Source organism: Borreliella carolinensis (assembly GCF_032595855.2).
Taxonomy (GTDB): domain Bacteria; phylum Spirochaetota; class Spirochaetia; order Borreliales; family Borreliaceae; genus Borreliella; species Borreliella carolinensis.
In genome coordinates this window covers 1-20,572 of record NZ_CP179464.1, presented here as the reverse complement: position 1 = coordinate 20,572, position 20,572 = coordinate 1, and the positions used below count along the sequence as shown (strand labels likewise).

The following is a 20,572-nucleotide window of genomic DNA, read 5'->3' as shown; positions in this document are numbered from 1 at the left end:
AATCCTTATACGGCCCTTATGCTAAATTCTTCTTTCGTTATAGAATTTTTTCGTTTTTTTATTATTTCTAATAATTCAAGATGATATGTACCAAATACTTTATTGTATTCTATTTTCTTCTGGTTATTCAAATATTCTTTTACAATAGGCTTTAAAAATTCAATATTTGTTTCTTTTTTTAGTTGTTCAATAAGGATATTGAAAATGTTTGCCTTTAAATTCTGATAATTTTGTTGAGAATTTTGTTTTTTTCTTTCAATTGACTTTTCTAATTTGTGTTTTATGTTGTTTAAATCGTTATATTTATGGCTTTCAATGATAAAATGCGGCTTAAATTTGTAACTTTCGTATACTTTTTGTAAATTTGCCCTTAATTGTTCAGGATTATATCCATTTTGTTCGAATTCTTTCTGAGTGTTATCTAGGACATTCTTTAATGTATTTTGCTTTTCTTTCATGCAGGATTTTTTTACATTAAACCTTTTTATTAGATCAATTTCATTTTGTTTTAAAATTTGCATTGCTTTAATCTTGGTATTTTTATCTATATCTAAATTCAAAATAGAAAGAGATTTTGGAGATTTAAAGTTAAACCTATTGTAGTAGGCTTTTAATTGATATTTTTCTATTTCTTTAATTTTTCTTTCTTCTTTTATATTATTTTTATTACTTAAACACTCCACTGAATTTACACTACCATTTTTAGAAATATCGTCTTTAAAATGGTTATTAACTCTAGATTTAAATCTAGAGTTTTTTCGTTCTTTAAAGTACTTGTTGATTTTCTGGTAACATTCTGTTTTAGGATACTTAAGCTTATAGTAAATTTCAGTCCCACAATTTACACCCATATGTTGGTAATAGTTAGTTGTAACTTTTAATACTTTTTCTAATTTATAAAGATAATTTTGCATAGTTCTCAATGTAGTGGGAGTTAAACCATTTCTTTTTAGATTTTTATTATAGTAATAGAGTATGTTTTGTTGTGTGTATTTTTTATCTTTTTTGTTTAGAAAATCTAGTGTTGAAGTAAGAGATATTAATTTATGTTGGTGTTTGTTGTGGCAAGTTGGAATTTTTATGGTGTTTGAAAAACTTTTCATGTTTTTACTCCTATTATTTGAATTAATGTTTAATATTATAATGCAAAATTTTGATTTAAAAGTAAATACTTTTCTAAAAAAATATTAAACTTTAATTATTAATTTTGTTAAATTAATATAAAAATTTTTTATTTAGTAAAAATATAAATTGATTTTAATCCAAAGTTAGACTATACTACAAACAGCGTAGAAAAATATCTTCATTTTTTTCTACCTATTATTTGAATTTACAAGGAAAAAAGATATGGGCTTAACTAAGTTCTTTAACAAGAGAATTTAGCTAAGCCCGCACCTTTTTGTAACTTAGTAAAAATACAAATTGATTTTAATTCTAAAATGGGCTACACTACAAACAGCGTAGTTATTTGAACATTTTTCAATTTTAACTACCTGTTAATGTAATTTGAGAAAATAATAGTGGGAGCTTAACTAAGTTCTTTAGCAAAAGGATTTAGCTAAGTCCCACTTCTTTTTTGCAAAAATTTTTGTAAAAAAGTTGGCAAAAATAGTTTTTGCTATATACTTATATTTATTAATACAAATAATAGGAGTAAAAAGATGGAAAATCTTTCAAACAAAAATAATCAAGAAATACAAAATAATATTCAAGCAAAAATAAGCTTTAGAAAAGATATGAAAACTCTAAAAATGAATTTACCAGGGATTGATAAAAGTCTTAAAGGATATGGATACAAATATATGGATTTCAATGAAATAGTAGAAGCAATTGAAAACGTTATTGAAAAGCACAATTTGGAGCTTGATTTTGGGCAATTTCCAATATCTAAATTTGTAGATGGTCAAAAGGAGCATGTTATTAGGACCACATTTTACAGTACAAGCACTGGATATGAAGAATCATTTGATACTCCAATGCTTACAGAAAATTTACAATGGACCAATGAAAATGGGTCTAAAGTTACAAATACAGTGTATCAACTGTTTGGTTCAGGTATTACTTATGTCAAAAGGTACGCTTTAGTTGCAGGTCTTCATATAAAAAGTGAAGTTGATACTGATGCAGCACCTATTTACAATAATTGTGAAAACAGAAATTCTATGCCTAGCAAACAAGCTAGTGTTAATCAAAAGCAAGAACAAAAAAGAGAACAAAAACAAGAGATTAATCAAATTCAAAAAAATAACACTATTCAAAACCAGAAAAGAGACATTAAGCAAGAACAAATAAAAGACTTTGATAAAAAGTCGAAAACTGACAAGCTTTATTGCTATGAAATTTTTAGAGACGCATTGTTTAATATGAAAAATTGGTTAAGTGCGGGTGAAGAAAAAAATAATATAAATGCTCTTATTCGGGCATTATGCACAGATAATGATGATGCTTTAAATAATCTTCTTGATGAAAATCCCAAGCTTAAGAGTATAGAATATTGGGTAAGTCTTATGAAAGATTATTTCAGTAAAACCAATAGATTTGATGATCTAAATAAGCTTAAAGTATTTATGTCTGATAATCGAGACGTTTATAAAACAAAAGTATTAAAATTCTTTTGCATGTTAAAAAAAGAAAGACAATTTAATTATATATTTGCAGTATAGCAATATTAAAGCCCCCAAATAGGGGGCTATTTTATACTATTAGCCACCATTGTTGCAGCCACTACTTGTTTGTGTTGTAAAGTTGTTTATATCCCCTTTAAGAGATTCTTTGACTACGGTTTTGAAAGTGTTTTTCTGATCATTTGCATTATCTCCAGTACAACTATCAAGTTCTTTTTTAATATGATCAAGTACGCCTTTTATTTTGTCTTCATCATATTTTAAGAATTTATCAAATTCTCCCTCACTTTCTAGAGCTTCTTTTAACCAGTCAAGGTGTGTTTTTTGGTCTTCAGTTAGCTTTTCTCTAAGTAGTTCTTCTTTAGATTTAGGTTTTTCTTGTGTTGTTTCTTTTTGGGTTAAGTCACGCTTTCCCCGTCTTTTTGTTTGTTGGGCATTGTTTTTTAAAGTGTCATTATCATTAGAATTACAGCCGTTTAGCATTAGTAAAAATAAACAAAATAATATGTTGATGATTTTCATTGTTACTCCTTTTTTTATTATTAATATTCACTTAACTAAGTATTAATACTAAATATTGGATAAACAATTATTATTTGAATTGATATGTTTTAAGTGAGGTGGTAGCTATTTGGAAATGAAAGCAAATATTAGCCCCGCTATCATTGTTATAGACATTGCTCCCATAATTCCCAATACCCATTTAAGCATTTCTGAAAGAGACATTAAATTCTTTTCTACATTGTCGATTTTGGCAGTAAGTTCATTTTTAACGCTATCTATTTTTAGATTTAAATTCTTTTCTACAGTATCAATCTTAGTGTTAAGTTCGCTTTTAACATTCTCGATTTTAGCGTTTAAATTCTTTTCTACAGTATCTATCTTAATGTCTAAATTGGATATATCTTTTTGCAAATTCTTTTCTGCAGTATCTATCTTAATGTCTAAATTGGATATATCTTTTTGCAAATTCTTTTCTGCAGTATCTATCTTAATGTCTAAATTGGATATATCTTTTTGCAAATTCTTTTCTGCAGTATCTATCTTAATGTCTAAATTGGATATATCTTTTTGCAAATTCTTTTCTGCAGTATCTATCTTAATGTCTAAATTGGATATATCTTTTTGCAAATTCTTTTCTGCAGTATCTATCTTAATGTCTAAATTGGATATATCTTTTTGCAAATTCTTTTCTGCAGTATCTATCTTGAAAACAAGATTATCAAATTTAATATCAAATTGTTTTTCTAAATTTTCTAAATCTCTATATGTTAGCTCATTGTGATAATATCTTTTAGATAAATCTTGTGCTATTAGTTGTTCCATACCCAGTCTAAGAAATTCTTTATATATTTGTTCTTGACTAATGCCGCTAACGCTTGTTGACAATGTTTCCATAATATTTTCCCTTAAACTATATTATACACTATTTTAGATTGATTGGCTTTAGAGATTTTTATATGTAAATGGGAATTTCTTGCAAGAAAAACCTTTTTTTAATTTACATTTTTAACTTCGAATATTGATTATATACTTTTTCCGCTATTGGTTTTGCTTTTTTAATGTACTCTAAATATATCTTGATGTTATGTTTTACCGCAGGTATAGAGTGTTCGTCTTTTAGTGTTGATAAATCTGGATAAGGATATTCTGGATAATTTGGGTCATTAACTTTCACTTTTGTTTTAGCTAAAAATGTTACAAGGTACATAACATATTCAGAAAGTTGTGTTTCATATTTAGCTAAAAATTTTAGTGTTGGAATAATTGGAGGTTTTGGCTCTTCTGGTAGGTTAGCAATAGTGGTGCAACATAACAACAAAACAATTAGTAAACAATGTAATCTTTTAAGCATTTTCACTCCTTTTAAGCATTTTGATATATTCTTTCATAATTTTGTTACGTGTTGCTTTAAGAGAAGTGATAATTTTTTTATTTTTGTCAGTAGAGATAGCCTCTATTACCTCAATGTTGTATTTTAAAATATCTTTTATTTCTTCAAATATTTTAGTTGACTCAGCTGTTTCCATAGATTTTAGTGTGCTTATATATGTTTTGTAGAAAAAATCTATTACTTTACTAAAAGTATTAATGTAATTATGATCTATGTTTGTATCAGTTTTAGCTATGTTGGTTAAGCTAGATATTAAATTAAGTCCTAATTCAATAGTGTTCTTTTGCATTATTTGTTCTCTCTTTGTAGATAGGTTTTCCGTCTTTATTGAATTTTAGATCCTTAGATATTTTGAGATTTTTATCATTAGAATTAACTAAATCAATAACCGTATTGATTTTTTCATTTAATGGAGCGAGTGCTGCATTTATTGCTGGAGTCAATGCACTTTCAAGTCTTTCCATATTTGCTGTATAGATTAATTTATAATGAGAATACAGCTCATAAGCCAAAAAGAATCCTTTATGTGCAATTTCATCAAATTCATCTTCAAATTTAGAAAATATATCAATAAGGTTTGATATAGACGCAAGTCCAATTTCAAGATTATCTTTAGATAATTTCATAATTTAATCTCTTTTTTTGATATGAGTATTGCCATTTCCATTGCCATTTCTAAAAAGCTTGCCTATTAATATAGTTAATATATCTTTTAGTAAGGGCTTTAGAAGAATTAGCACTCCAAGAATTAGTACTGTAGCAAAAATCATTACTGCTATAAGCTTAATTTCGTTTAAATTGATAAGAAGTTCGGTTATTTTAATACTATCCATTTTTTCAATCCTCGATTTTAATTTTTTATTTTGATATGTATATTATATACCAAAATCACAATTTTTGCTAAAAAAATTTACAGTTTAAAAAGAGCTGGGACAGGATTTCCTGATATGTAGGCTCTTTTTTGGATATACCATCCTTTATACATGGGAACTCTAATAGATATTGAAGAGGCCCCCTCATGCTTATAAACTAGTTTTTTTTGACTTTCGTCGGAATACCTTAGATATAATGATTTACTTCCATTTTTACTATGTTCTATGTCAATATCAATATCAAAGTAAGATGGTACATCGTCAAGATCTTTATTACAAACAAGAGTTACATCATTATATCTTTTCATATTAATAGCTATTGAGTTACCCTCGTATTCCCTCGGATAAAGCGTAGTGCCACTAGTATTATAGAGATAATCAGAGTAAGTAAAGCGCGACGGTAAGCCTAGTAATTGTTTGGGAACGGGTGTTTTTTCAATAGTGCCGAAAGGGCGAAGTGTTAAAAGATAGTCATCTTTAGATAGAGTGGTAGATGATATGCCACTTTCAAGGAATGATCTTATTTTTCTATAAAGACTAGAAAGATTAGTAGAGTCATTATTAATTAGTTTGTTTATTATTTTAGTGTAAATTGTTTCTACAAAATCTGTATTGGCTGCAAGCTCTTCTGCGATTGTAGACTTAATTATCTCTTTAAAATAACTTAATCCTTCCCCTTTAAATGTTTTGTCTTTAGTGGTTTCTAAAAAATCTTTAAAGGTAATAGCATTGCTACTTGCAACCCCATCATCAAGCAGTAAAAGATCATTGTTTTTAACGATTTTAACCCTGTTCAAATCTTTTATTTGAACAGTTTCTTCTTCATCAATTAGTAATTTATCTTGATCATCAGCCATAAAGCCCCCCTAGTTGTTAAAAGTTATAATATTGTTACCATCTGTATTATTAATTTTGAGAACTCTACCAATAGGAATAATTCTCTTAATAAAAGCATAAATTGAATGGTCATATCCTTTAGGAAGCGAATTAAATACCAAAGCTTTTTTAGATGCAGCGTATCCTGGTTTCTTTTCTCTAAGAATTATCTTTTTTAGTCGTTTTCCCTTTTTAGTACTAGGCGAAATAAACGTGGTAAAGTTTGTTTTTATTACCCCTTTTAGTGAGATATCAATAACCCCAGCTTCAGGAGTAGTAACTTCAATGTCTACATTTAAAAAGGCCCTGAAAATCAGTCTAAATGACTCATCAGTACCAATGTGCCGTAAAGCAAAAATAACACTATTAATATTGCTTGTAATACTTTGTAAAGTTTGAGTTTTTGCATAAAAAATAGATAAAACTTGAGATATCCATATTGCGATATATCGTGATTTTACATTTTCTTTTGCATTAATGGATATGAAATTAGAATTAAGAAACTTAAGTTCATTAAGTAGCGCTTGTGCATACTCGGTTTCTGTAATTATAAATTTATGAACTTCAGTGACATTGAATAAATTAGGTATTTTCATATTTGTTAACTATCAATGTCAATAAGCAATCGATCTGTAGTATTGAAAAGTAGTATTGTATCATCATTAATGGCAATATCCTGATTTTTATTAAAGTCGCTATCAGTAATTTTTGAAATACTTTCAGTGTCTGTGTCTTTAATACAAACGCTTATTTCCATAAATTTAATTCCTTTAACTTCATTAACTGGAGCAAAAAAGTCTTGATATTCAAAGCTAATTCCCATATCAGAATAGTTATTCGAAATAATCCTAGAATAAATGTCCCTAATTTGAGAGTCTATGTTTAAGTAAAGATAGTTTTTAAGGTCAAGTTTATACTTTACTTTCATATAAACATATTTTCTTTTTCCTAGCGATATTTTGTAGGATTTGCGTTGTCCAGTTGAATTGAGTCCATCAATTTCTATGTCTCCCTCAAGTAAAGTCCCACTAGGAGTTGTTAGATATAATGTTTCCCAAAGTTTTGCTTTAAATTCAGAACTGTTAATGTTGGATTTGCTATCGTCTAGTAAAGTTTCCTTTAAAATTAGATATATGTTGGCTTTACCAGCTGCACTTTTAATATTAGTGTACTCAATTCCCTCAAGATTAAGTAAGGCATTGCGAACAGCACTGTAAGTTGTGCTTTTAGAAGAAATGTGTTCTTCAATAGCAGCCCAATAGGTGCCGCCCGGTTTCATTTTAGAAAAAAAGAGATTAAGCTCATTAATTATTTCTTCTTCAATTAATGCTAAAGAAGACGCAATAATGTTATAAATTGAGCTTTGATTATCGTCAATATTAATACCATAATTTACGCGTAAATATTCTCTTTTCGATCTTACAATATCCTTAATTGTCCGTTTTAAAATGCCAAAATCAGAATCGAAAACTATGCTCATAAATTAAACTCCATATTCAAAACATCGCCTGAGAAAAAAAAGGATATATGTGCTTTGTTGTCTTGTATAGTAGTTGAAATGTCTGTTAAATCTAAATTAAGTTCTTTAGATATTTCATGAAAATAATTTTTTACAGCGTGAAGATTGTTAATTTTTAACAGTTTTAAAAGTAAGAAATAATCCAGTCCCCAATGAGGAGCATAGCTTAAACTACCCCTTAAGGTTTTTAAAAATATCAAAAATCTTTGTTTTTGTTCATCAATCCCATCAACAAGCGATAAATCGTTATTAAATACCAATTCAAAATTATTGCCTAATCTTAAATCCATACTAGTAATTATACCATATTTAGCAAAAATTACTTAAATAAACTATTAATATTATTGCTAATTCTAGATGTTGCTATTTGTAAGCTTGCATAGTCAACGACCGCTTTTCCTTTTACAGTAATTCCATTAATAGCACTTACAATACTCTCTAGAATTGATTTTAAGGAAGTTATTTCATTGGCTATTTCAATTTTATTGTTTGCTTTAATTTTAACAGTATCAGAGATAAGATTTAAAGTCTTTGGGCTAATTGCACTAAGTATATAAAAATGATGTTTGTCAAAGTGGATATCGTCATTTTTATCAAAAATATTAACACTTGATTGAAGTAACAATACGTAATCACCTTTTGATAGTTCTAAACCGATATTAGAGATATTTTTTGTGTGAATTTCTAAATCTTCAAATTCGGGTATTGTAACAATAGCCTCTTGAGTTTGTTGTTTAAACTCCTTTACAGTGCCAATTTTAATTATGAAAATGTTTGAATAAATCCAATTTTTAACGTCCTCTTGTGCTAAAGCATGACCATAAAGGCGCTGATTCATTCTATAAATTTTATAGTCTTTAGTCATTTTAATCCCCTTTACTTTCTACATTTAATCAGAACCATCAGAATCATCCTTTAATTTAAGTATTAATGAACACTCTCCTGCGTTGCTAAGTCTTGCGCTGGTTTCTTTTATGGTGGTTTTTATCATTTTTCCTAATCCATCAATAAATGAAACCTTATCGCCAATTTTTAGTTTATGTGTGTAAAATGTTTGTGCGTTCCAATATACACGTCTTATATGGTATTCACCCTCAATAGCAATTTCTTGTTGTGGTATGAATTCAAGTCCATAATCTTCTAAAGCCTTGTAATTTTCATCTGCTTCAATTGTTCTATCATTAGTAAATATAAAATTACATTCAACATCAAAACTGTCACCACCAACATCAGCTATTACGTCATGAATATATATTCCTTTTATTTTGTCAACAAATTCTTTTGGTGTTGTGGCATAAATATCTTTTTCAATGATTTTAAGACGATCTTCTTTTCCCATATTAATAATATTGCGATTAGGAAATACAGATTCTATGGCCTCTTGCACCGTTTTTCCCTTAAAGTTTTTGTTCTCTAATTTTCGATCAAAGAAGTTGCTACTAACCGCTAACCGAACGTCAAGCTCAACACTAAAATCACCACCAGGATAATCAGTACTCATAGGAGTTCCCAAATAACCCGACATTATGAAATCAAAATTTTTTTCATGAGCAAATTTTTTATAGCGTATTTTTACTATATCTCCTACTTCAATGTCGTTGGTGAAGTCTAGGGGCAAATTCCAAAGTACAATTTTTGTTCGTTTAGATTTTACAAAATTATAATTTGAAAACTCATTAGATATGGTAATATCAATATGAATTCCATGTTGCGTATTTATTATAATTTTAGGAGTTTCTTCAATTAAAGAATCTCCAGAACTTGTATCCTTTTCTAAGGATTGTTTTGCTTTGTAAAATTCAATTTTAAAATCATATTGTAGTAGCAGCATTTTTTATCCTTTATATTTTTCCAATTCAAATGTTTTTACTACTTCCATTGATAGACCAACTTCAACCTCATCAATGAAAGGAGTATCCTTAAACGAAAGACTTGTAATTACAGCTAATTCTTTAAGGCCAAAAGTTGGACTGTAGATACTAAAGGGAACTTGAGCTTGTATTCTATTGGCCAGTTGTTCTTTTGCAAGATTAGCGTCAAAACGTAACATAGTATTGCCAAAAACAGTCATTTTGAGTAGAGAAAGCATATCCTTATATAAGGAGGTTAGTATTCCACCGTTTAATGATATATTTTCACCAGTCATTACTGGATTGTAGCTTACATATTCTGCTTTTCTATCATAATAGTTAATAACCGGTCTTTTAGAACAACTAGTATTATAAGTGCGTGTTATGAGTTCGGTTTTTGGTTTTATAAAAAACAATTGAGGAACATATCCAAAACCTTTTAAATCCATTCTTGGGAATAACACTAAAAAATTATCTGCTCCGAAAAGAGCAAATATTTGGGTTATTACATCTCTTATTATTCGAGTAATTTCCCTGAATTCTTTCTTTTCAAAATCTTTGATTTTTTCTTCGAATTTTTTCTTTGCAATATTATTATTGATAATATTTTCATTTTTAATATCCATAGAATTTCCTTTTTAGTTAAAATTGCCTAAATCATCCCCCCCGGGGCTATTGTTGTTATTTCCCCATGGCCACCAATTAAAAGGATTCGCGTAGTACCCAATATTACTAACTAAATTACTACCGGTATTATATAATGAGCTGCCAATGTTTTTTATTCCGTCAAAAGCACCCTTTATACCGCCTGTTATGGCATCAACGATATCTTTTAAGATTTGTTTAAAATTAAGGTTCATAATCTTTTCAAGAATACCAGAAATTTTGCCAATTACTGGCATCAAAACATTATTAGTTACGTCTTCAAGATTTTGCTCTATTTTAGCTAAATTGCTTTTAGCTCTAGCAACTTCATCAGAATGACCCATTATATTTAAAGATGATATATCTTTTAATAAGTCTGCAATTATCTCTGGCCTTAGCTTTTTTTTCCCTCCCTCTTGAGTTAGAAACTCTAACCTGTTTTTCATGGTTTCTAGATATTTTTTTCCAAATTTGTCTATGGGTTTCAATATATTAAAAGCTTCTGTAAGTTTCCCTTTAAGTATTTTTGAAACAACTTCAACAGCACTTTCGTTATCACCAACAAGCCCTGTGCTTCTAAACATAGCTGCTAGTTTTGTTGCATTTAATACATTCTCTCCCTCTTCATCATTAAGTTTTAATTCTCTGATATGGCCTTTAAGCACACTTGCTGTTCGCAGAAAATCTTGTTGTTCTAATTTCCGCTCAAATCCTTTCATTCCCTTAATAGCACCCAAAATATTTTCACGTTCTTTTTCACTGTAAAACACTTTATTAAGTTGTTTTAGTTGTTCTTCTTTAGATTTATTTTCAACTGCTTTTTTAGCAAATCCATACATAAATCCAATAAGCCCGCCACCAACTTTACTTACAGCGTTGCCAATGACATTTCCCAGAGCACTACCTATTGCAATTTTGGCAACAAGTCCTTTTCCTTGAGAGGCTGCTAGCATTTTACTTTTTGCTTTTGATTCTTTTGCAAGTTCTTTATATTCAAGACGTCTTTTGTCTCTATCAGACATTAAAGATCTTTTGAAAGCTTCTTTTCTTGCTTTCTCAAAACCCATGCCCTGTTTCATAAGCTTTTTAGTTTGTGTAAGTCTATATTTCTCAACACGTTCTCTTAAGCTTTCAAATTTAGATTGTCTGTTAAGTTCTTTTTTCTTGTCCGACAAATTATTCTTTACAATATCTTTAGTACTCCCCAAACTAGATTTTTTGGGTTTAAGATATTTCTCCATTTTGGAAATATCTTGTTCGATAGCCTTTTTTGTTGCAGCATGATCAAGAATACCCTTAAATTTAATAGTGAATTTGTCGCTCATTGAGCCCTCACTTCCCTAGAATTAACTCATACAATTCTTTTTCTAATTTAATATCAGCAAGTCTATTTACCTCTAAAAGCTCGTCATAAGGCAATTTCTTTACATCATCATATGAGCAAATATTCATAATTACTGGAAAATAGTATTTATCGTTCTTAATCTCGTCAAGCAAGTTAAAATACTTTTTTCTAGTCTCATTAAGACTTGCAATAGCTTTATCAATATCTCTATTTCTTTTGCTCATTTAGCAGCCAGCTCATTAGAATTTGATGTACTTGATGAAAGCGAAGTGGCTACTTTTTCATAATCAAAGTTTTCATTGATATAGTCAAAAGTAACAAAATCACCAACATTATTTTCATATTCACTTAGAAAAACCAAAGCGGGGGTTTTTAGATCATTGTCTAAATGAAAAGTATTAAATTGTGCAGTGTAAATTATTGCAACAAGATAATCTTTATAATAAGAGATAAATTCTCTATTTTGATCCAAAATCACATAGAATTCGTCTAAAAATTTTGGACTTATCATTAAGCTTGTAATTTCTCTTAAGTATTTAACTTCATTAAGCTTTAAAACAGCGTCACTTTGATTAAATCCCAGTACTCTATCCCATTCATAGACCGGAAGTACTCTCAATGGATATTCATAAGTTTTGTTTTTAGTTAAAATTTTCATTTTATATCTCATTATCATAATAAGAATCTCCTTTTAAGTGTTGTTTGGTTTAGTTTTTTGGCAATTAATAGCCCTAATTTCAAAAGATACTTTTTCAGCCTCAGCAGAATAACTTCTTGAAGGCTCTTCAGTAAAAATTGCATAGTTAGAAATAATTTTGGTAGCAATTCTGTCATTGAATGCTAAATCAAGCATTTTATCCTCTTTTCTCACATCCATGTTGTAAAACTGTTCATCAGAAAGTTCAGTTAACAAAATGTAATCATGACTACCCAGTGTCACTTCAATGTTGAAAACATAAGTTATCGTTTTGGGATCTCTTAAGCTTATTACAGGCATACCTTTATCTTCACTACTAATCACTGCTCTTGTTGTGGGTTCGCTTGTAAGCTCTAGTTTGCCACTATGTAACTGCGTACCACCAATTGAAAAATAAACTTCTCTTAAATCATAAAATTGCATTTTAACCCCCTTTTAAGCACTTAAACTATTTTGATAATCAACTATATCTTGAGTAGTAATTACTAAAGCAACAGCATTAATGCTAAAGTTATAAGTAATATTCACACTAAGTTCTAATTTAAGTTGTGGTGTAGGAGAAAGAGTAAGACTTAAATTTTTATACTGTATAATCAGCCCCCTATCTATAAACCTTTTAAGTAAACACTCAATTGCTGAAGTATATGCATTATCTCTAGCCCCACTAAGTTGTAGTGCAGATAGTTTGCTGTTTTGTCTATTGTTTTTATTCCAAATTCTAATAAGCTCAATAATCGCTTCATTTTTTATATAATGATATGTAAACTGTTCATCTATTGCACTTCCAGCTAGATCGACACCCTCTTTAAAGGCGGGCATACCATCAAGTCCAGTTTCATTAAGAAGTGAATAAAAGTTAATTTTTGCAGTTCGCAACTTGTTAATTACAGTGTCGTCAACAAGCGGTTTAGCAGCTAGTGACATACCATAAGGATTTACAGAATGAAAAATACTTGCTTGATTCAAATATTGACTTATAAATTTAAGGTGTAGGTTGTCTTTATTGTTACTGTAAACAACGATATTTCTTTCTTTTTCAGTATTGCTTTTATCTTTAAATAGTTCTTTTATTTCTTGTTCTTTAGTTGAGAATACAAAAAAAGTTGAAGGCATTTTGAATTTAGCATAGTCATCTTTGTAAATTTTAAGTCCATCATCTGACGCATCCCCCTCAGTGTTAATAAGTACAACAAAAGTGTGCCTATGTACTTTAAGATAATTTTTTAGCTCTTCAGGCTTATCTTTATAAATGAAAAGATCGGTTGCTTTTAATGATTCTTCGTTTGAATTGAAAAAATTAGACATTGCGGTTTTAAGCAGTGTTTTTTCTTTTCCAAACTGATCTTGTCCATTCCCATTATCTTTTTCCAAAGTTTCAATTTGTTTTTCATAGTTATTAACGGTTAAATTCAATGTTATAAAGTTAGCAGCATCTTTATTAACTTTGATTTTAGCTGTTTTGTAAACCAAAAGTGGATTATAATAATTGGGCCTACTAGCTTGAATTCTAGAATCAATAAAACTTACACTAATTGTATCTTGCGGCAATTTCGTATTCCTCCTTTAAAATTTCAATTGCTTTTACACTAGCATTAAATGCTATAGATGCACTGTATGCATGGTTGCTATATTTTGTGCCTAAATTAATTAGCCCAACTGTTTGCATATTAGATGTTGGGTAAATGTAGAAATTAATTTTACTAATATATTCGGGTTGTGATTGACTTTCCAAAGTATACTTATGGGCTTTATTATGTAGAAAATTACTAAGCATACCATAAAGCATTAACATGCGTGAATTAGCGTCAAAATCTTGAGCGTTTAACACTATCGCAATAATATATATTTGAAAATTTACACTAAATTCCAAAGCATTCTCATAAAATGCGCCGACTCTAGAATTATGTTCAAATAGATGTTCTGTGCCATCAAATTTCAATGCTATTATATTTGAGCTAGCAGCTGTGATTTTTGAAAGGTACGGATGATTGTAAGTATTTATGATGTCGCACTCAAAATTATTTTCAGTTGCATACGTCTTAAACCCTTTAAATATTTGAGTTAAATGATTTAATACCATATCTAAAGTTAAAATCATTCAAGTGCTACCTTATAAGTAATCTCTGACAACATTTTGGATGTATCAACAAGTGGAATTGCTGCAGTGTTACTCCCCCTTTTATGCTTGCTTTTAATTGTATTAGCCTTTAAGGCTGGAGTGACTTGTGCTGATAATAGATAATTTTCATAGTACCTTATAAAAGCTTGTCCAATAGCCTCCATTCCCGATTTAGGGTCAAGATTAAACTTGGAATTTATATAACTATTGTTGATATATTCTCTAAACTCATTACTACTAGCAATTTTGGTTAAATGTTTTCTTGCAGGTAAATTGCTGCTCCCTTTTTCATGCATTCTAGCAATCCCTGCACGACCACCAAACCACCCAATTTCCAATTCCAGTTTAAATTTTAGCTTGTCCATATAAACTCCTTTAAAACTAATGTGAAGTATCCGATTGAAGAGTCAATACTAAATATTTCAAAGTAAACTAAATCTGCAATTGATATTCGGTCTTTAAGCTCAAAGTTAAGGTCTTGATATGTGTAAAGTTTGGAATACCCTTGAATATCAGACATATCCGAATCATAAAGCATTGCAAGTTCTTGTGGCCTTATGTCAATAATAACTCCTGCAAATTCAGTGTATTTATTTTTATCAAATACTCTCTGATAAGAAGAATCATTTTCAAGCTTTACAATATCGCCTTTATAAAACTTTAAGGGTTGTGGGTCTTTAAATACGTTGATCATGCGGAAAGACATATCTGAAAGTCTTTTTCTAACACCATTCATTAGACAACCCCCACACAAGATGGCGTTGAAGTTTCTCTTTTTAGTTTTTCTAAAAATGCATCAAGTTGTGAACAAAAATTTTTGTTTGATCCACAACTCCCCTCACCACCTTCTTCGCTCCCACTACTGCTAGGATAATAATCAAGTTCAAGTTCATTGAATTTCTCTTTTTTGATCCTATCAAATTCAAATTCTCGAACAACTCCTTGCTTTCTTAATTGACAACCCATATGGTAGAAAGTAAGTAAAAATATTTGTTCATATGTCAGTGAACTTGCATCAATACCGCGTGTTACTAGAATAGCTTGAAGTAAGGATAAATGAAGTAGAAAATCTTGCCGGCTTAGTGCAAATTTGTCTATTCCTAATAACAACACCACTTCTGAATGAAGTTTTGTTACTAAAAGTTCTTCTTCTCCCTCAGCTTGTGCTTGTAAGTTTTCTTGTTCACTCATTTTCACTTACCTTATACTTTTAACTTTGCTTTATGTTGACTTGCAAAATAGTTTTTCTAGTAGCAAGTAACCCGCCTAAAACAAAATCAATGTATGAATGAGCTATATCAGTTGAGTCTTTATCAACTTGTTCATTTGGTGTAGGTAGCATATACTTGCTAGGTTTAAATTTAATAAGTTCTGAATTTAGTGGATAAATGAGTATTTTATGTTTTAGCAAGTTTGAAGTTTCAATGTAAACATCTTCTCTATTATTAATAGCCTTAATAGTTTGAATTAAAACATCTTCCCATTTTTCACAACTACTTGCTGCACCCTGTGATGCTGCGTATGGTTTTACTAGTTTAAGTGACGTTGCTGGGTCAACTATTACCATCATCGGTGTGGAAAATTCGTCTCCTAGTTCTAACTTTGAAAGTCCAGCCTCAATTTTTTCAAAGATTTTATCCATTTTATCTTTATCACCACTTTGAACTTCTTCTTTTATCTGCTCGGGCATATTAAGTAGTCCATACATATTGGGAAGTAGGCGTTTTTGATTTTTCCCGTCTTTTTGAATCGAAACAGTCCCAGTTAGTACAAAGTGATTAATAAGTTTGATAATTTCACTACTTGCAAGCTTATACGCTTGAGCAAAAGGAAGTAAATTGTTATTAATGTCTCCAATGTATGAGTCTGAAGTATAAAATTTCTCAGAAGTCTGCTTTAAATGTCTAAATTTGTATTGTAATTTCAAATAATTAAGCCTTACCACTTCAGAACTAAATCCAATAGTTGAAATAGTATTAACCTCATTGGCAATTGTTGTAGGATTAGCATTTAAAAACGCGTCCCATTTTACGGTTTTTTGATATCCCATTTGTAGATCAACATCTTCAATTTGATCAGGTGAAAACCATTTATACATAATAGGATCTTTAACTTCTCCTATAATATTCGCAACAGCTTTTGCATAATAATTTTCATCAAATAATTCCATATTAAATCCTCCTAAATATTATTAATTTCTACTCATAGCTTTATTTCCAAATACAGCTACTTTTACTAAATAAACCTCATTACTAATTTGCTTTGCATCAGACAATGCTGTTGCATTAATAGCCGTTTTATTTGCCGCTCCAGTAACCTTTTCAAGGGCACCGTCTTTATTAAAAATAAGTTTGTCTTTTACTTTAACCGTAGAATCTTTTGCCACTAAGTAGCCCTCAAAATTATTGGTAATTGGCACAATAGTAGCTGTTTTACTAAACTCATCTATATCAATGCATATTCCATATAAGTCCTCACCTCCACCAGCCTCAACATGAGGTTCGTAGTGACTATGATTATCTTGTGCTTCTTGAATAACTCTTTTTACTCCACGCTTGTATGGATATCCTAAAAATGGATGATTTTCCAATTTATCAAACTTACTAGTTCTAGTGCCTCCAGAAGCAAAAAATTTCACATTTTTGTCTCTAAATTCATTAGAATTGCTAATAAAACCAGCGTCATGTTGGGGATTTTTCATAAACTTTTCCAGTTTACTTCTTTTCTCTTGATACTCTTTTACTAATTGCGTTGTATCTCCCATTTATTTACCTCCTTTTATTCGATTAAGATTTAACCACCATCAGGTATTACTATTTTCTCAAGGCCTCTATTTCCAAAAATTGCAACTTTTATAAAATTAATAGAATATTCTTGCCTAGGATATCTATTTTGATCTTGATTTTTATCTTCGGGTGCAAAATTGATTGTAAATGAATCAGATAGAGCATATATATTAATTGCGGTTGGTGGCCCACCTCCAGCCTTGATAATAACTCCGTTATTATTTATGTCTAGTATTTCTCCTATTTTTATACTTGGATTTCTTGTAACAAGATACCCTTCAAAATTGTTAGTAATTGGCAATACATACGCAGTACAACTAAACTCACATACATCTACACATATCCCATACATATCAGTATCAGCTCCAACTTCTACATATATAGAGTTCTCTTTTGGAACAAGTTTAACCCCACGCTTGTATGGAAAACTATTCGCTGGGTCGTAAAGGTATTCCTCTATCTTGTCTGTATAACTTGAACATGCAAATGAATATGCATCAACTCGCTCATTCTTGGATTTAAAACAACTACTTAAACCGCCAAAAACTTTATTTTCAATTGAACTCATCGATTTTACATATTTCTTGAATTTCAAAAGGACATCATCAAGCTCGTTAATTGCCTCCAAATATGGATCTTCCCCTTGTGCATCCTCAGCTTGTCTTGCTTGCCGTTTAGCTCTAGGAGCAGCGGAAACTTGTGCCCCTAAATCTAACTGCGGGTTATCAACAGCCTCAAGATTTTCTACTTGCACGTTACCTTTTAACGCCATATTTTATTACCCTTTTATTGCTCTATTCCCAAATACACTAGCAAGCACTATAAATAATTCCTCGGTTAATTTATGTGCTTTTGAAAGTGCTATTGCATTAACAGTCTTTTGACCCCCTGTAGCCTTTTCCAGTTCTCCATGTTGGTTAAAATTTAATTTATCTCCTGGATTTACACTATTTTGTCCATCCTTCTTAAGTGTTAAATATCCTGTAAAGTTATTCGTAATTGGTATTACAGTTGCCATACCACTAAACTCATCTATATCTGAACACACCCCATATAAATCATCTCCACCACCAGCCTCAACTTCTAGTTCGGTTGTTCCGTCTCCAAAACTAAGTTTTACTCCTCGCTTGTACGGATACCCTTTAGCAGGATAATTTTCTATTTTGTCCTTACTGCTGGTACACACTCCACCAGAATTAGAAAAAATTAGATTTTGGTCTCTAAATTCAATAGAATTACTAAGTAGCCCCGCGTCTTGTTGGGGATTTTTCATTAATGCTTGAATTTCTGCAACTTTTTTATCAAACTCTTGTTTGATTTTTGTTATATCACTCATTAAAAACTCCTTTAAGCAATACTTGTTCTTTTATGTCTTTTTAGATTTTCATAAAATTGAATTCGTCTTTGCTTGTATGTATTACTTATCGCTTGTACAAATTCTGTAAAATTAATTGGTACAAAATTAGAATCAAGCAAACTTGCTCTTTCTTCTGATTTGGCAATAATATTCCCCTTAATAGAGTCAACAGAAGAAGAATTACTACTCGCATTTTTTCTTAATTTAATATTCACTTTTGCTAAAGAAACAAGTTGTTCTAGTATTTCACCATCGATATGACTTATATCTGACGCTTTAGCAATAGCTTTAATTTGCTCAATTGGAACAAACTTGCGCACAAGCTCTCTACGTTGTGCCTGCATAATATCTTTTAATGTGTATCCTTTTGCAAGTAACACTTCCTTGTTAAAATGGTTGCTAAGATGCGCTTTTGCAAGTGTATCAATTTCATTAATTCTCTCTGCCTCTAGCAACAATTGCTTTTCAATACGCTCTCGTTCTTCAACTTCTGCAAGTTCTTTTGTTATTCGCTCATTTATACTTAAATCTCGGCTTGTCTCTTTAGATTTACTGTTTGCTTGTTCTTTAAAGCGCATGTACTCTTCAAATTCCTGCGCACTGATAACTTTAGTATCAGCCTTATTTTGCTGTTCTTCTTTATCTTGTGCTTGCAGGTCTTCTTTTTCCTCTTTCTCTGTCATCTTTTAACTCCTTTTCTCAAAATGAGAATAATTTCTCTTTTAAAATCGCTAGCTCCTCATTATTAAATGAGCTACTTTGTATAAGCTGGTTATATTTACTGTAAAGCTCAATTAGCTTTATATCTCTTTCTACTTTTTCTTCTTCACTTAACATAATCAGTGAATTAAACTTCATATCAAGCCCGAAATACTTTGTAAGCTTTAAATTACAAGAATTCTCAACTTGTTCTTGTACACCTTTTAGAAAATCGTAATAATTGCTCCTATCTCCTTTACCATCATTTCCTAGCCCTTTAGCCTGCTCATTAAAACTTCTAGTTAGGGGTTCTTTAGTATCTGCACCAATTTTTGCCTTAATTAATGCTAAAGCCTCCTTTAAATAGCTAAGATCGTATTTAATAACCTCTAAACTAGCACTCGGAGTAGCTGTATAAAACATTCCCTCATTATTTAGATTGCTTTTTAACCTAGCAAGTTCCTGCGCCAATGAGTCATTAAGACTACGTAAATTAGAAATATCTTTACTATGATTGTTTGAATTTTGTTTTCTTAAAAAAGAAGATAAAATGCCACTTCCTCTATCATTATTGCCTTGAGTAAGTGCACTTAAAGAAGTTGTTGCACTAGAGAGTGCGTCTTGTAGCTGCACTAAAGATTCATCTTTGTAAAACAAAAAATTGTGGTTTTCAATACGTTTTTCTATTTCAACGTATATCTTTTCAAATAAATAAATATCTAGCAAAAAGCTTTCTGTATAACACGGAACATATCTTTTTAAGATATAATCAAAGTTTTCATATATGATAAGTCGACTTTTATGTATTTTAACTGCGTCTAAAGAATTGTTCTTATTGCTGGATTTTACTCTGTAGGTTATATGATCAAAATCAACTCCCAAATCTCTTACATATTCATAATCAAGGTATTCAAAACCAATAGGTAATTCTATGTTAACGGGTTGTTCGAGATCTATTAGGGTATCTTTGGTTTTTACTAAAACATATCCAATCCCATGAAAACGGTAGCTTATTATACAATTAAGCAGAGCATTCTTAAGCTGTACCTTTAACCTATCAAGTTCAATTTCACTAACATTGCGGTCAGAACTCTCAAGAACAAGTCCGTTCTTGAGACAATCTTCTGCTACATTTTCTATATAATTCCTAAAAAATATTGAGTATTTATATAGTTCTAGTGAACTTATTTTATCTATTAATTTTGTTTTTCTTAAATCACACACCGTTTTACTTCTCTTTATTAAATTAGGTGTATGATAGCAAAAACTATTATTTTTGTCAATAAAAT

Annotated in this window: 30 protein-coding genes; 1 reads left to right on the top strand and 29 read right to left on the bottom strand. The window is 30.1% G+C overall.

Annotation, left to right across the window (positions count from 1 at the left end; all coding sequences use genetic code 11):
* Nucleotides 1-5: 5 nt before the first annotated feature.
* The gene (locus QIA46_RS06710; RefSeq protein WP_418906099.1) at nucleotides 6-1,103 is read right to left on the bottom strand and encodes a plasmid maintenance protein; all 1,098 of its coding nucleotides are present in this window, start codon (nucleotides 1,101-1,103) and stop codon (nucleotides 6-8) included.
* Nucleotides 1,104-1,661: 558 nt separating this feature from the next.
* Here QIA46_RS06710 and QIA46_RS06705 point away from each other — a divergent pair.
* Entirely contained in the window at nucleotides 1,662-2,663 is a 1,002-nt protein-coding gene (locus QIA46_RS06705; protein WP_418906098.1) for an ERF family protein, read from the top strand.
* Nucleotides 2,664-2,702: 39 nt separating this feature from the next.
* Here QIA46_RS06705 and QIA46_RS06700 read toward each other — a convergent pair whose 3' ends face one another.
* The 28 genes from QIA46_RS06700 to QIA46_RS06565 form a co-directional block, all read right to left on the bottom strand.
* Nucleotides 2,703-3,146, bottom strand: a complete 444-nt coding sequence (locus tag QIA46_RS06700) for an Mlp family lipoprotein (RefSeq protein ID WP_418906097.1) — start codon at nucleotides 3,144-3,146, stop codon at nucleotides 2,703-2,705.
* Between the two features lie 105 nt (nucleotides 3,147-3,251).
* The gene (gene bdr / locus QIA46_RS06695) at nucleotides 3,252-4,022 is read right to left on the bottom strand and encodes a Bdr family repetitive protein (protein ID WP_418906096.1); all 771 of its coding nucleotides are present in this window, start codon (nucleotides 4,020-4,022) and stop codon (nucleotides 3,252-3,254) included.
* A 103-nt stretch (nucleotides 4,023-4,125) separates the two neighbouring features.
* Entirely contained in the window at nucleotides 4,126-4,479 is a 354-nt protein-coding gene (locus tag QIA46_RS06690) for a BBA14 family lipoprotein (RefSeq protein ID WP_418906095.1), read from the bottom strand.
* Entirely contained in the window at nucleotides 4,472-4,807 is a 336-nt protein-coding gene (locus tag QIA46_RS06685; RefSeq protein ID WP_418906094.1) for a BlyB family putative holin accessory protein, read from the bottom strand. Before QIA46_RS06685 ends, QIA46_RS06690 begins: the two co-directional genes overlap by 8 nt.
* On the bottom strand, nucleotides 4,788-5,144 hold the full coding sequence (locus QIA46_RS06680; protein ID WP_418905978.1) for a BlyB family putative holin accessory protein: 357 nt from the start codon (nucleotides 5,142-5,144) through the stop codon (nucleotides 4,788-4,790). The genes QIA46_RS06685 and QIA46_RS06680 overlap by 20 nt, the downstream gene beginning before the upstream one ends.
* Nucleotides 5,145-5,147: 3 nt before the next feature.
* Nucleotides 5,148-5,351 (bottom strand): BlyA family holin, encoded by a 204-nt coding sequence (locus tag QIA46_RS06675; RefSeq protein ID WP_418905944.1) that lies wholly within the window; start codon nucleotides 5,349-5,351, stop codon nucleotides 5,148-5,150.
* Nucleotides 5,352-5,428: 77 nt separating this feature from the next.
* On the bottom strand, nucleotides 5,429-6,247 hold the full coding sequence (locus QIA46_RS06670) for a DUF685 domain-containing protein (protein ID WP_418905912.1): 819 nt from the start codon (nucleotides 6,245-6,247) through the stop codon (nucleotides 5,429-5,431).
* Between the two features lie 9 nt (nucleotides 6,248-6,256).
* Complete coding sequence (locus tag QIA46_RS06665) at nucleotides 6,257-6,862, bottom strand: DUF735 family protein (protein ID WP_418906117.1); 606 nt, start codon at nucleotides 6,860-6,862, stop codon at nucleotides 6,257-6,259.
* Between the two features lie 5 nt (nucleotides 6,863-6,867).
* On the bottom strand, nucleotides 6,868-7,746 hold the full coding sequence (locus QIA46_RS06660; RefSeq protein ID WP_418905974.1) for a DUF276 domain-containing protein: 879 nt from the start codon (nucleotides 7,744-7,746) through the stop codon (nucleotides 6,868-6,870).
* The gene (locus QIA46_RS06655) at nucleotides 7,743-8,075 is read right to left on the bottom strand and encodes a DUF2634 domain-containing protein (protein ID WP_418905911.1); all 333 of its coding nucleotides are present in this window, start codon (nucleotides 8,073-8,075) and stop codon (nucleotides 7,743-7,745) included. Before QIA46_RS06655 ends, QIA46_RS06660 begins: the two co-directional genes overlap by 4 nt.
* A 29-nt stretch (nucleotides 8,076-8,104) precedes the next feature.
* Nucleotides 8,105-8,650, bottom strand: coding sequence for a DUF777 family protein (locus QIA46_RS06650; protein WP_418906116.1), 546 nt, complete (start codon nucleotides 8,648-8,650; stop codon nucleotides 8,105-8,107).
* Nucleotides 8,651-8,674: 24 nt separating this feature from the next.
* Complete coding sequence (locus QIA46_RS06645) at nucleotides 8,675-9,616, bottom strand: DUF693 family protein (protein ID WP_418905910.1); 942 nt, start codon at nucleotides 9,614-9,616, stop codon at nucleotides 8,675-8,677.
* A 3-nt stretch (nucleotides 9,617-9,619) separates the two neighbouring features.
* Nucleotides 9,620-10,261: a DUF792 family protein gene (locus tag QIA46_RS06640; protein WP_418906115.1), complete on the bottom strand. Its 642-nt coding sequence runs from the start codon at nucleotides 10,259-10,261 to the stop codon at nucleotides 9,620-9,622.
* A gap of 12 nt (nucleotides 10,262-10,273) precedes the next feature.
* Nucleotides 10,274-11,605 carry a DUF759 family protein gene (locus tag QIA46_RS06635; protein WP_418906069.1) on the bottom strand — a complete coding sequence of 444 codons (1,332 nt, stop codon included), beginning with the start codon at nucleotides 11,603-11,605 and terminating at the stop codon, nucleotides 10,274-10,276.
* A gap of 7 nt (nucleotides 11,606-11,612) precedes the next feature.
* On the bottom strand, nucleotides 11,613-11,849 hold the full coding sequence (locus tag QIA46_RS06630; protein ID WP_075552633.1) for a DUF1322 family protein: 237 nt from the start codon (nucleotides 11,847-11,849) through the stop codon (nucleotides 11,613-11,615).
* Nucleotides 11,846-12,301: a DUF1473 family protein gene (locus tag QIA46_RS06625; RefSeq protein ID WP_418906114.1), complete on the bottom strand. Its 456-nt coding sequence runs from the start codon at nucleotides 12,299-12,301 to the stop codon at nucleotides 11,846-11,848. Before QIA46_RS06625 ends, QIA46_RS06630 begins: the two co-directional genes overlap by 4 nt.
* Nucleotides 12,302-12,316: 15 nt before the next feature.
* Nucleotides 12,317-12,745: a DUF1463 domain-containing protein gene (locus QIA46_RS06620; RefSeq protein WP_010256310.1), complete on the bottom strand. Its 429-nt coding sequence runs from the start codon at nucleotides 12,743-12,745 to the stop codon at nucleotides 12,317-12,319.
* A gap of 12 nt (nucleotides 12,746-12,757) precedes the next feature.
* The gene (locus QIA46_RS06615) at nucleotides 12,758-13,870 is read right to left on the bottom strand and encodes a DUF787 family protein (RefSeq protein WP_418906113.1); all 1,113 of its coding nucleotides are present in this window, start codon (nucleotides 13,868-13,870) and stop codon (nucleotides 12,758-12,760) included.
* Complete coding sequence (locus QIA46_RS06610) at nucleotides 13,851-14,420, bottom strand: DUF764 family protein (protein WP_418905967.1); 570 nt, start codon at nucleotides 14,418-14,420, stop codon at nucleotides 13,851-13,853. The genes QIA46_RS06615 and QIA46_RS06610 overlap by 20 nt, the downstream gene beginning before the upstream one ends.
* Nucleotides 14,417-14,806, bottom strand: coding sequence for a hypothetical protein (locus QIA46_RS06605; protein WP_418905995.1), 390 nt, complete (start codon nucleotides 14,804-14,806; stop codon nucleotides 14,417-14,419). The genes QIA46_RS06610 and QIA46_RS06605 overlap by 4 nt, the downstream gene beginning before the upstream one ends.
* Nucleotides 14,794-15,177, bottom strand: a complete 384-nt coding sequence (locus tag QIA46_RS06600) for a DUF1506 family protein (RefSeq protein ID WP_418885264.1) — start codon at nucleotides 15,175-15,177, stop codon at nucleotides 14,794-14,796. The genes QIA46_RS06605 and QIA46_RS06600 overlap by 13 nt, the downstream gene beginning before the upstream one ends.
* The gene (locus QIA46_RS06595; protein WP_418905994.1) at nucleotides 15,177-15,632 is read right to left on the bottom strand and encodes a DUF3890 domain-containing protein; all 456 of its coding nucleotides are present in this window, start codon (nucleotides 15,630-15,632) and stop codon (nucleotides 15,177-15,179) included. The genes QIA46_RS06600 and QIA46_RS06595 overlap by 1 nt, the downstream gene beginning before the upstream one ends.
* Before the next feature lie 19 nt (nucleotides 15,633-15,651).
* Nucleotides 15,652-16,611, bottom strand: a complete 960-nt coding sequence (locus QIA46_RS06590) for a hypothetical protein (protein WP_418906112.1) — start codon at nucleotides 16,609-16,611, stop codon at nucleotides 15,652-15,654.
* A 21-nt stretch (nucleotides 16,612-16,632) separates the two neighbouring features.
* Nucleotides 16,633-17,205 carry a DUF228 domain-containing protein gene (locus tag QIA46_RS06585; protein ID WP_418885365.1) on the bottom strand — a complete coding sequence of 191 codons (573 nt, stop codon included), beginning with the start codon at nucleotides 17,203-17,205 and terminating at the stop codon, nucleotides 16,633-16,635.
* Between the two features lie 29 nt (nucleotides 17,206-17,234).
* Entirely contained in the window at nucleotides 17,235-17,999 is a 765-nt protein-coding gene (locus QIA46_RS06580; protein ID WP_418905930.1) for a DUF228 domain-containing protein, read from the bottom strand.
* Between the two features lie 6 nt (nucleotides 18,000-18,005).
* Nucleotides 18,006-18,563 carry a DUF228 domain-containing protein gene (locus QIA46_RS06575; protein WP_418905929.1) on the bottom strand — a complete coding sequence of 186 codons (558 nt, stop codon included), beginning with the start codon at nucleotides 18,561-18,563 and terminating at the stop codon, nucleotides 18,006-18,008.
* Between the two features lie 11 nt (nucleotides 18,564-18,574).
* On the bottom strand, nucleotides 18,575-19,267 hold the full coding sequence (locus QIA46_RS06570) for a DUF1357 domain-containing protein (protein ID WP_418885258.1): 693 nt from the start codon (nucleotides 19,265-19,267) through the stop codon (nucleotides 18,575-18,577).
* A 16-nt stretch (nucleotides 19,268-19,283) separates the two neighbouring features.
* Entirely contained in the window at nucleotides 19,284-20,507 is a 1,224-nt protein-coding gene (locus QIA46_RS06565; protein WP_418906111.1) for a phage portal protein, read from the bottom strand.
* Nucleotides 20,508-20,572 lie beyond the last annotated feature (65 nt).

Excerpts from the sequence above, each read along its gene's own strand:
- QIA46_RS06710 (WP_418906099.1), bottom strand. The coding sequence starts at position 1,103 with ATGAAAAGTTTTTCAAACACCATAAAAATTCCAACTTGCCACAACAAA.
- QIA46_RS06705 (WP_418906098.1), top strand. The coding sequence starts at position 1,662 with ATGGAAAATCTTTCAAACAAAAATAATCAAGAAATACAAAATAATATT.
- QIA46_RS06700 (WP_418906097.1), bottom strand. The coding sequence starts at position 3,146 with ATGAAAATCATCAACATATTATTTTGTTTATTTTTACTAATGCTAAAC.
- bdr (WP_418906096.1), bottom strand. The coding sequence starts at position 4,022 with ATGGAAACATTGTCAACAAGCGTTAGCGGCATTAGTCAAGAACAAATA.
- QIA46_RS06690 (WP_418906095.1), bottom strand. The coding sequence starts at position 4,479 with ATGCTTAAAAGATTACATTGTTTACTAATTGTTTTGTTGTTATGTTGC.
- QIA46_RS06685 (WP_418906094.1), bottom strand. The coding sequence starts at position 4,807 with ATGCAAAAGAACACTATTGAATTAGGACTTAATTTAATATCTAGCTTA.
- QIA46_RS06680 (WP_418905978.1), bottom strand. The coding sequence starts at position 5,144 with ATGAAATTATCTAAAGATAATCTTGAAATTGGACTTGCGTCTATATCA.
- QIA46_RS06675 (WP_418905944.1), bottom strand. The coding sequence starts at position 5,351 with ATGGATAGTATTAAAATAACCGAACTTCTTATCAATTTAAACGAAATT.
- QIA46_RS06670 (WP_418905912.1), bottom strand. The coding sequence starts at position 6,247 with ATGGCTGATGATCAAGATAAATTACTAATTGATGAAGAAGAAACTGTT.
- QIA46_RS06665 (WP_418906117.1), bottom strand. The coding sequence starts at position 6,862 with ATGAAAATACCTAATTTATTCAATGTCACTGAAGTTCATAAATTTATA.
- QIA46_RS06660 (WP_418905974.1), bottom strand. The coding sequence starts at position 7,746 with ATGAGCATAGTTTTCGATTCTGATTTTGGCATTTTAAAACGGACAATT.
- QIA46_RS06655 (WP_418905911.1), bottom strand. The coding sequence starts at position 8,075 with ATGGATTTAAGATTAGGCAATAATTTTGAATTGGTATTTAATAACGAT.
- QIA46_RS06650 (WP_418906116.1), bottom strand. The coding sequence starts at position 8,650 with ATGACTAAAGACTATAAAATTTATAGAATGAATCAGCGCCTTTATGGT.
- QIA46_RS06645 (WP_418905910.1), bottom strand. The coding sequence starts at position 9,616 with ATGCTGCTACTACAATATGATTTTAAAATTGAATTTTACAAAGCAAAA.
- QIA46_RS06640 (WP_418906115.1), bottom strand. The coding sequence starts at position 10,261 with ATGGATATTAAAAATGAAAATATTATCAATAATAATATTGCAAAGAAA.
- QIA46_RS06635 (WP_418906069.1), bottom strand. The coding sequence starts at position 11,605 with ATGAGCGACAAATTCACTATTAAATTTAAGGGTATTCTTGATCATGCT.
- QIA46_RS06630 (WP_075552633.1), bottom strand. The coding sequence starts at position 11,849 with ATGAGCAAAAGAAATAGAGATATTGATAAAGCTATTGCAAGTCTTAAT.
- QIA46_RS06625 (WP_418906114.1), bottom strand. The coding sequence starts at position 12,301 with ATGATAATGAGATATAAAATGAAAATTTTAACTAAAAACAAAACTTAT.
- QIA46_RS06620 (WP_010256310.1), bottom strand. The coding sequence starts at position 12,745 with ATGCAATTTTATGATTTAAGAGAAGTTTATTTTTCAATTGGTGGTACG.
- QIA46_RS06610 (WP_418905967.1), bottom strand. The coding sequence starts at position 14,420 with ATGATTTTAACTTTAGATATGGTATTAAATCATTTAACTCAAATATTT.
- QIA46_RS06605 (WP_418905995.1), bottom strand. The coding sequence starts at position 14,806 with ATGGACAAGCTAAAATTTAAACTGGAATTGGAAATTGGGTGGTTTGGT.
- QIA46_RS06600 (WP_418885264.1), bottom strand. The coding sequence starts at position 15,177 with ATGAATGGTGTTAGAAAAAGACTTTCAGATATGTCTTTCCGCATGATC.
- QIA46_RS06595 (WP_418905994.1), bottom strand. The coding sequence starts at position 15,632 with ATGAGTGAACAAGAAAACTTACAAGCACAAGCTGAGGGAGAAGAAGAA.
- QIA46_RS06590 (WP_418906112.1), bottom strand. The coding sequence starts at position 16,611 with ATGGAATTATTTGATGAAAATTATTATGCAAAAGCTGTTGCGAATATT.
- QIA46_RS06585 (WP_418885365.1), bottom strand. The coding sequence starts at position 17,205 with ATGGGAGATACAACGCAATTAGTAAAAGAGTATCAAGAGAAAAGAAGT.
- QIA46_RS06580 (WP_418905930.1), bottom strand. The coding sequence starts at position 17,999 with ATGGCGTTAAAAGGTAACGTGCAAGTAGAAAATCTTGAGGCTGTTGAT.
- QIA46_RS06575 (WP_418905929.1), bottom strand. The coding sequence starts at position 18,563 with ATGAGTGATATAACAAAAATCAAACAAGAGTTTGATAAAAAAGTTGCA.
- QIA46_RS06570 (WP_418885258.1), bottom strand. The coding sequence starts at position 19,267 with ATGACAGAGAAAGAGGAAAAAGAAGACCTGCAAGCACAAGATAAAGAA.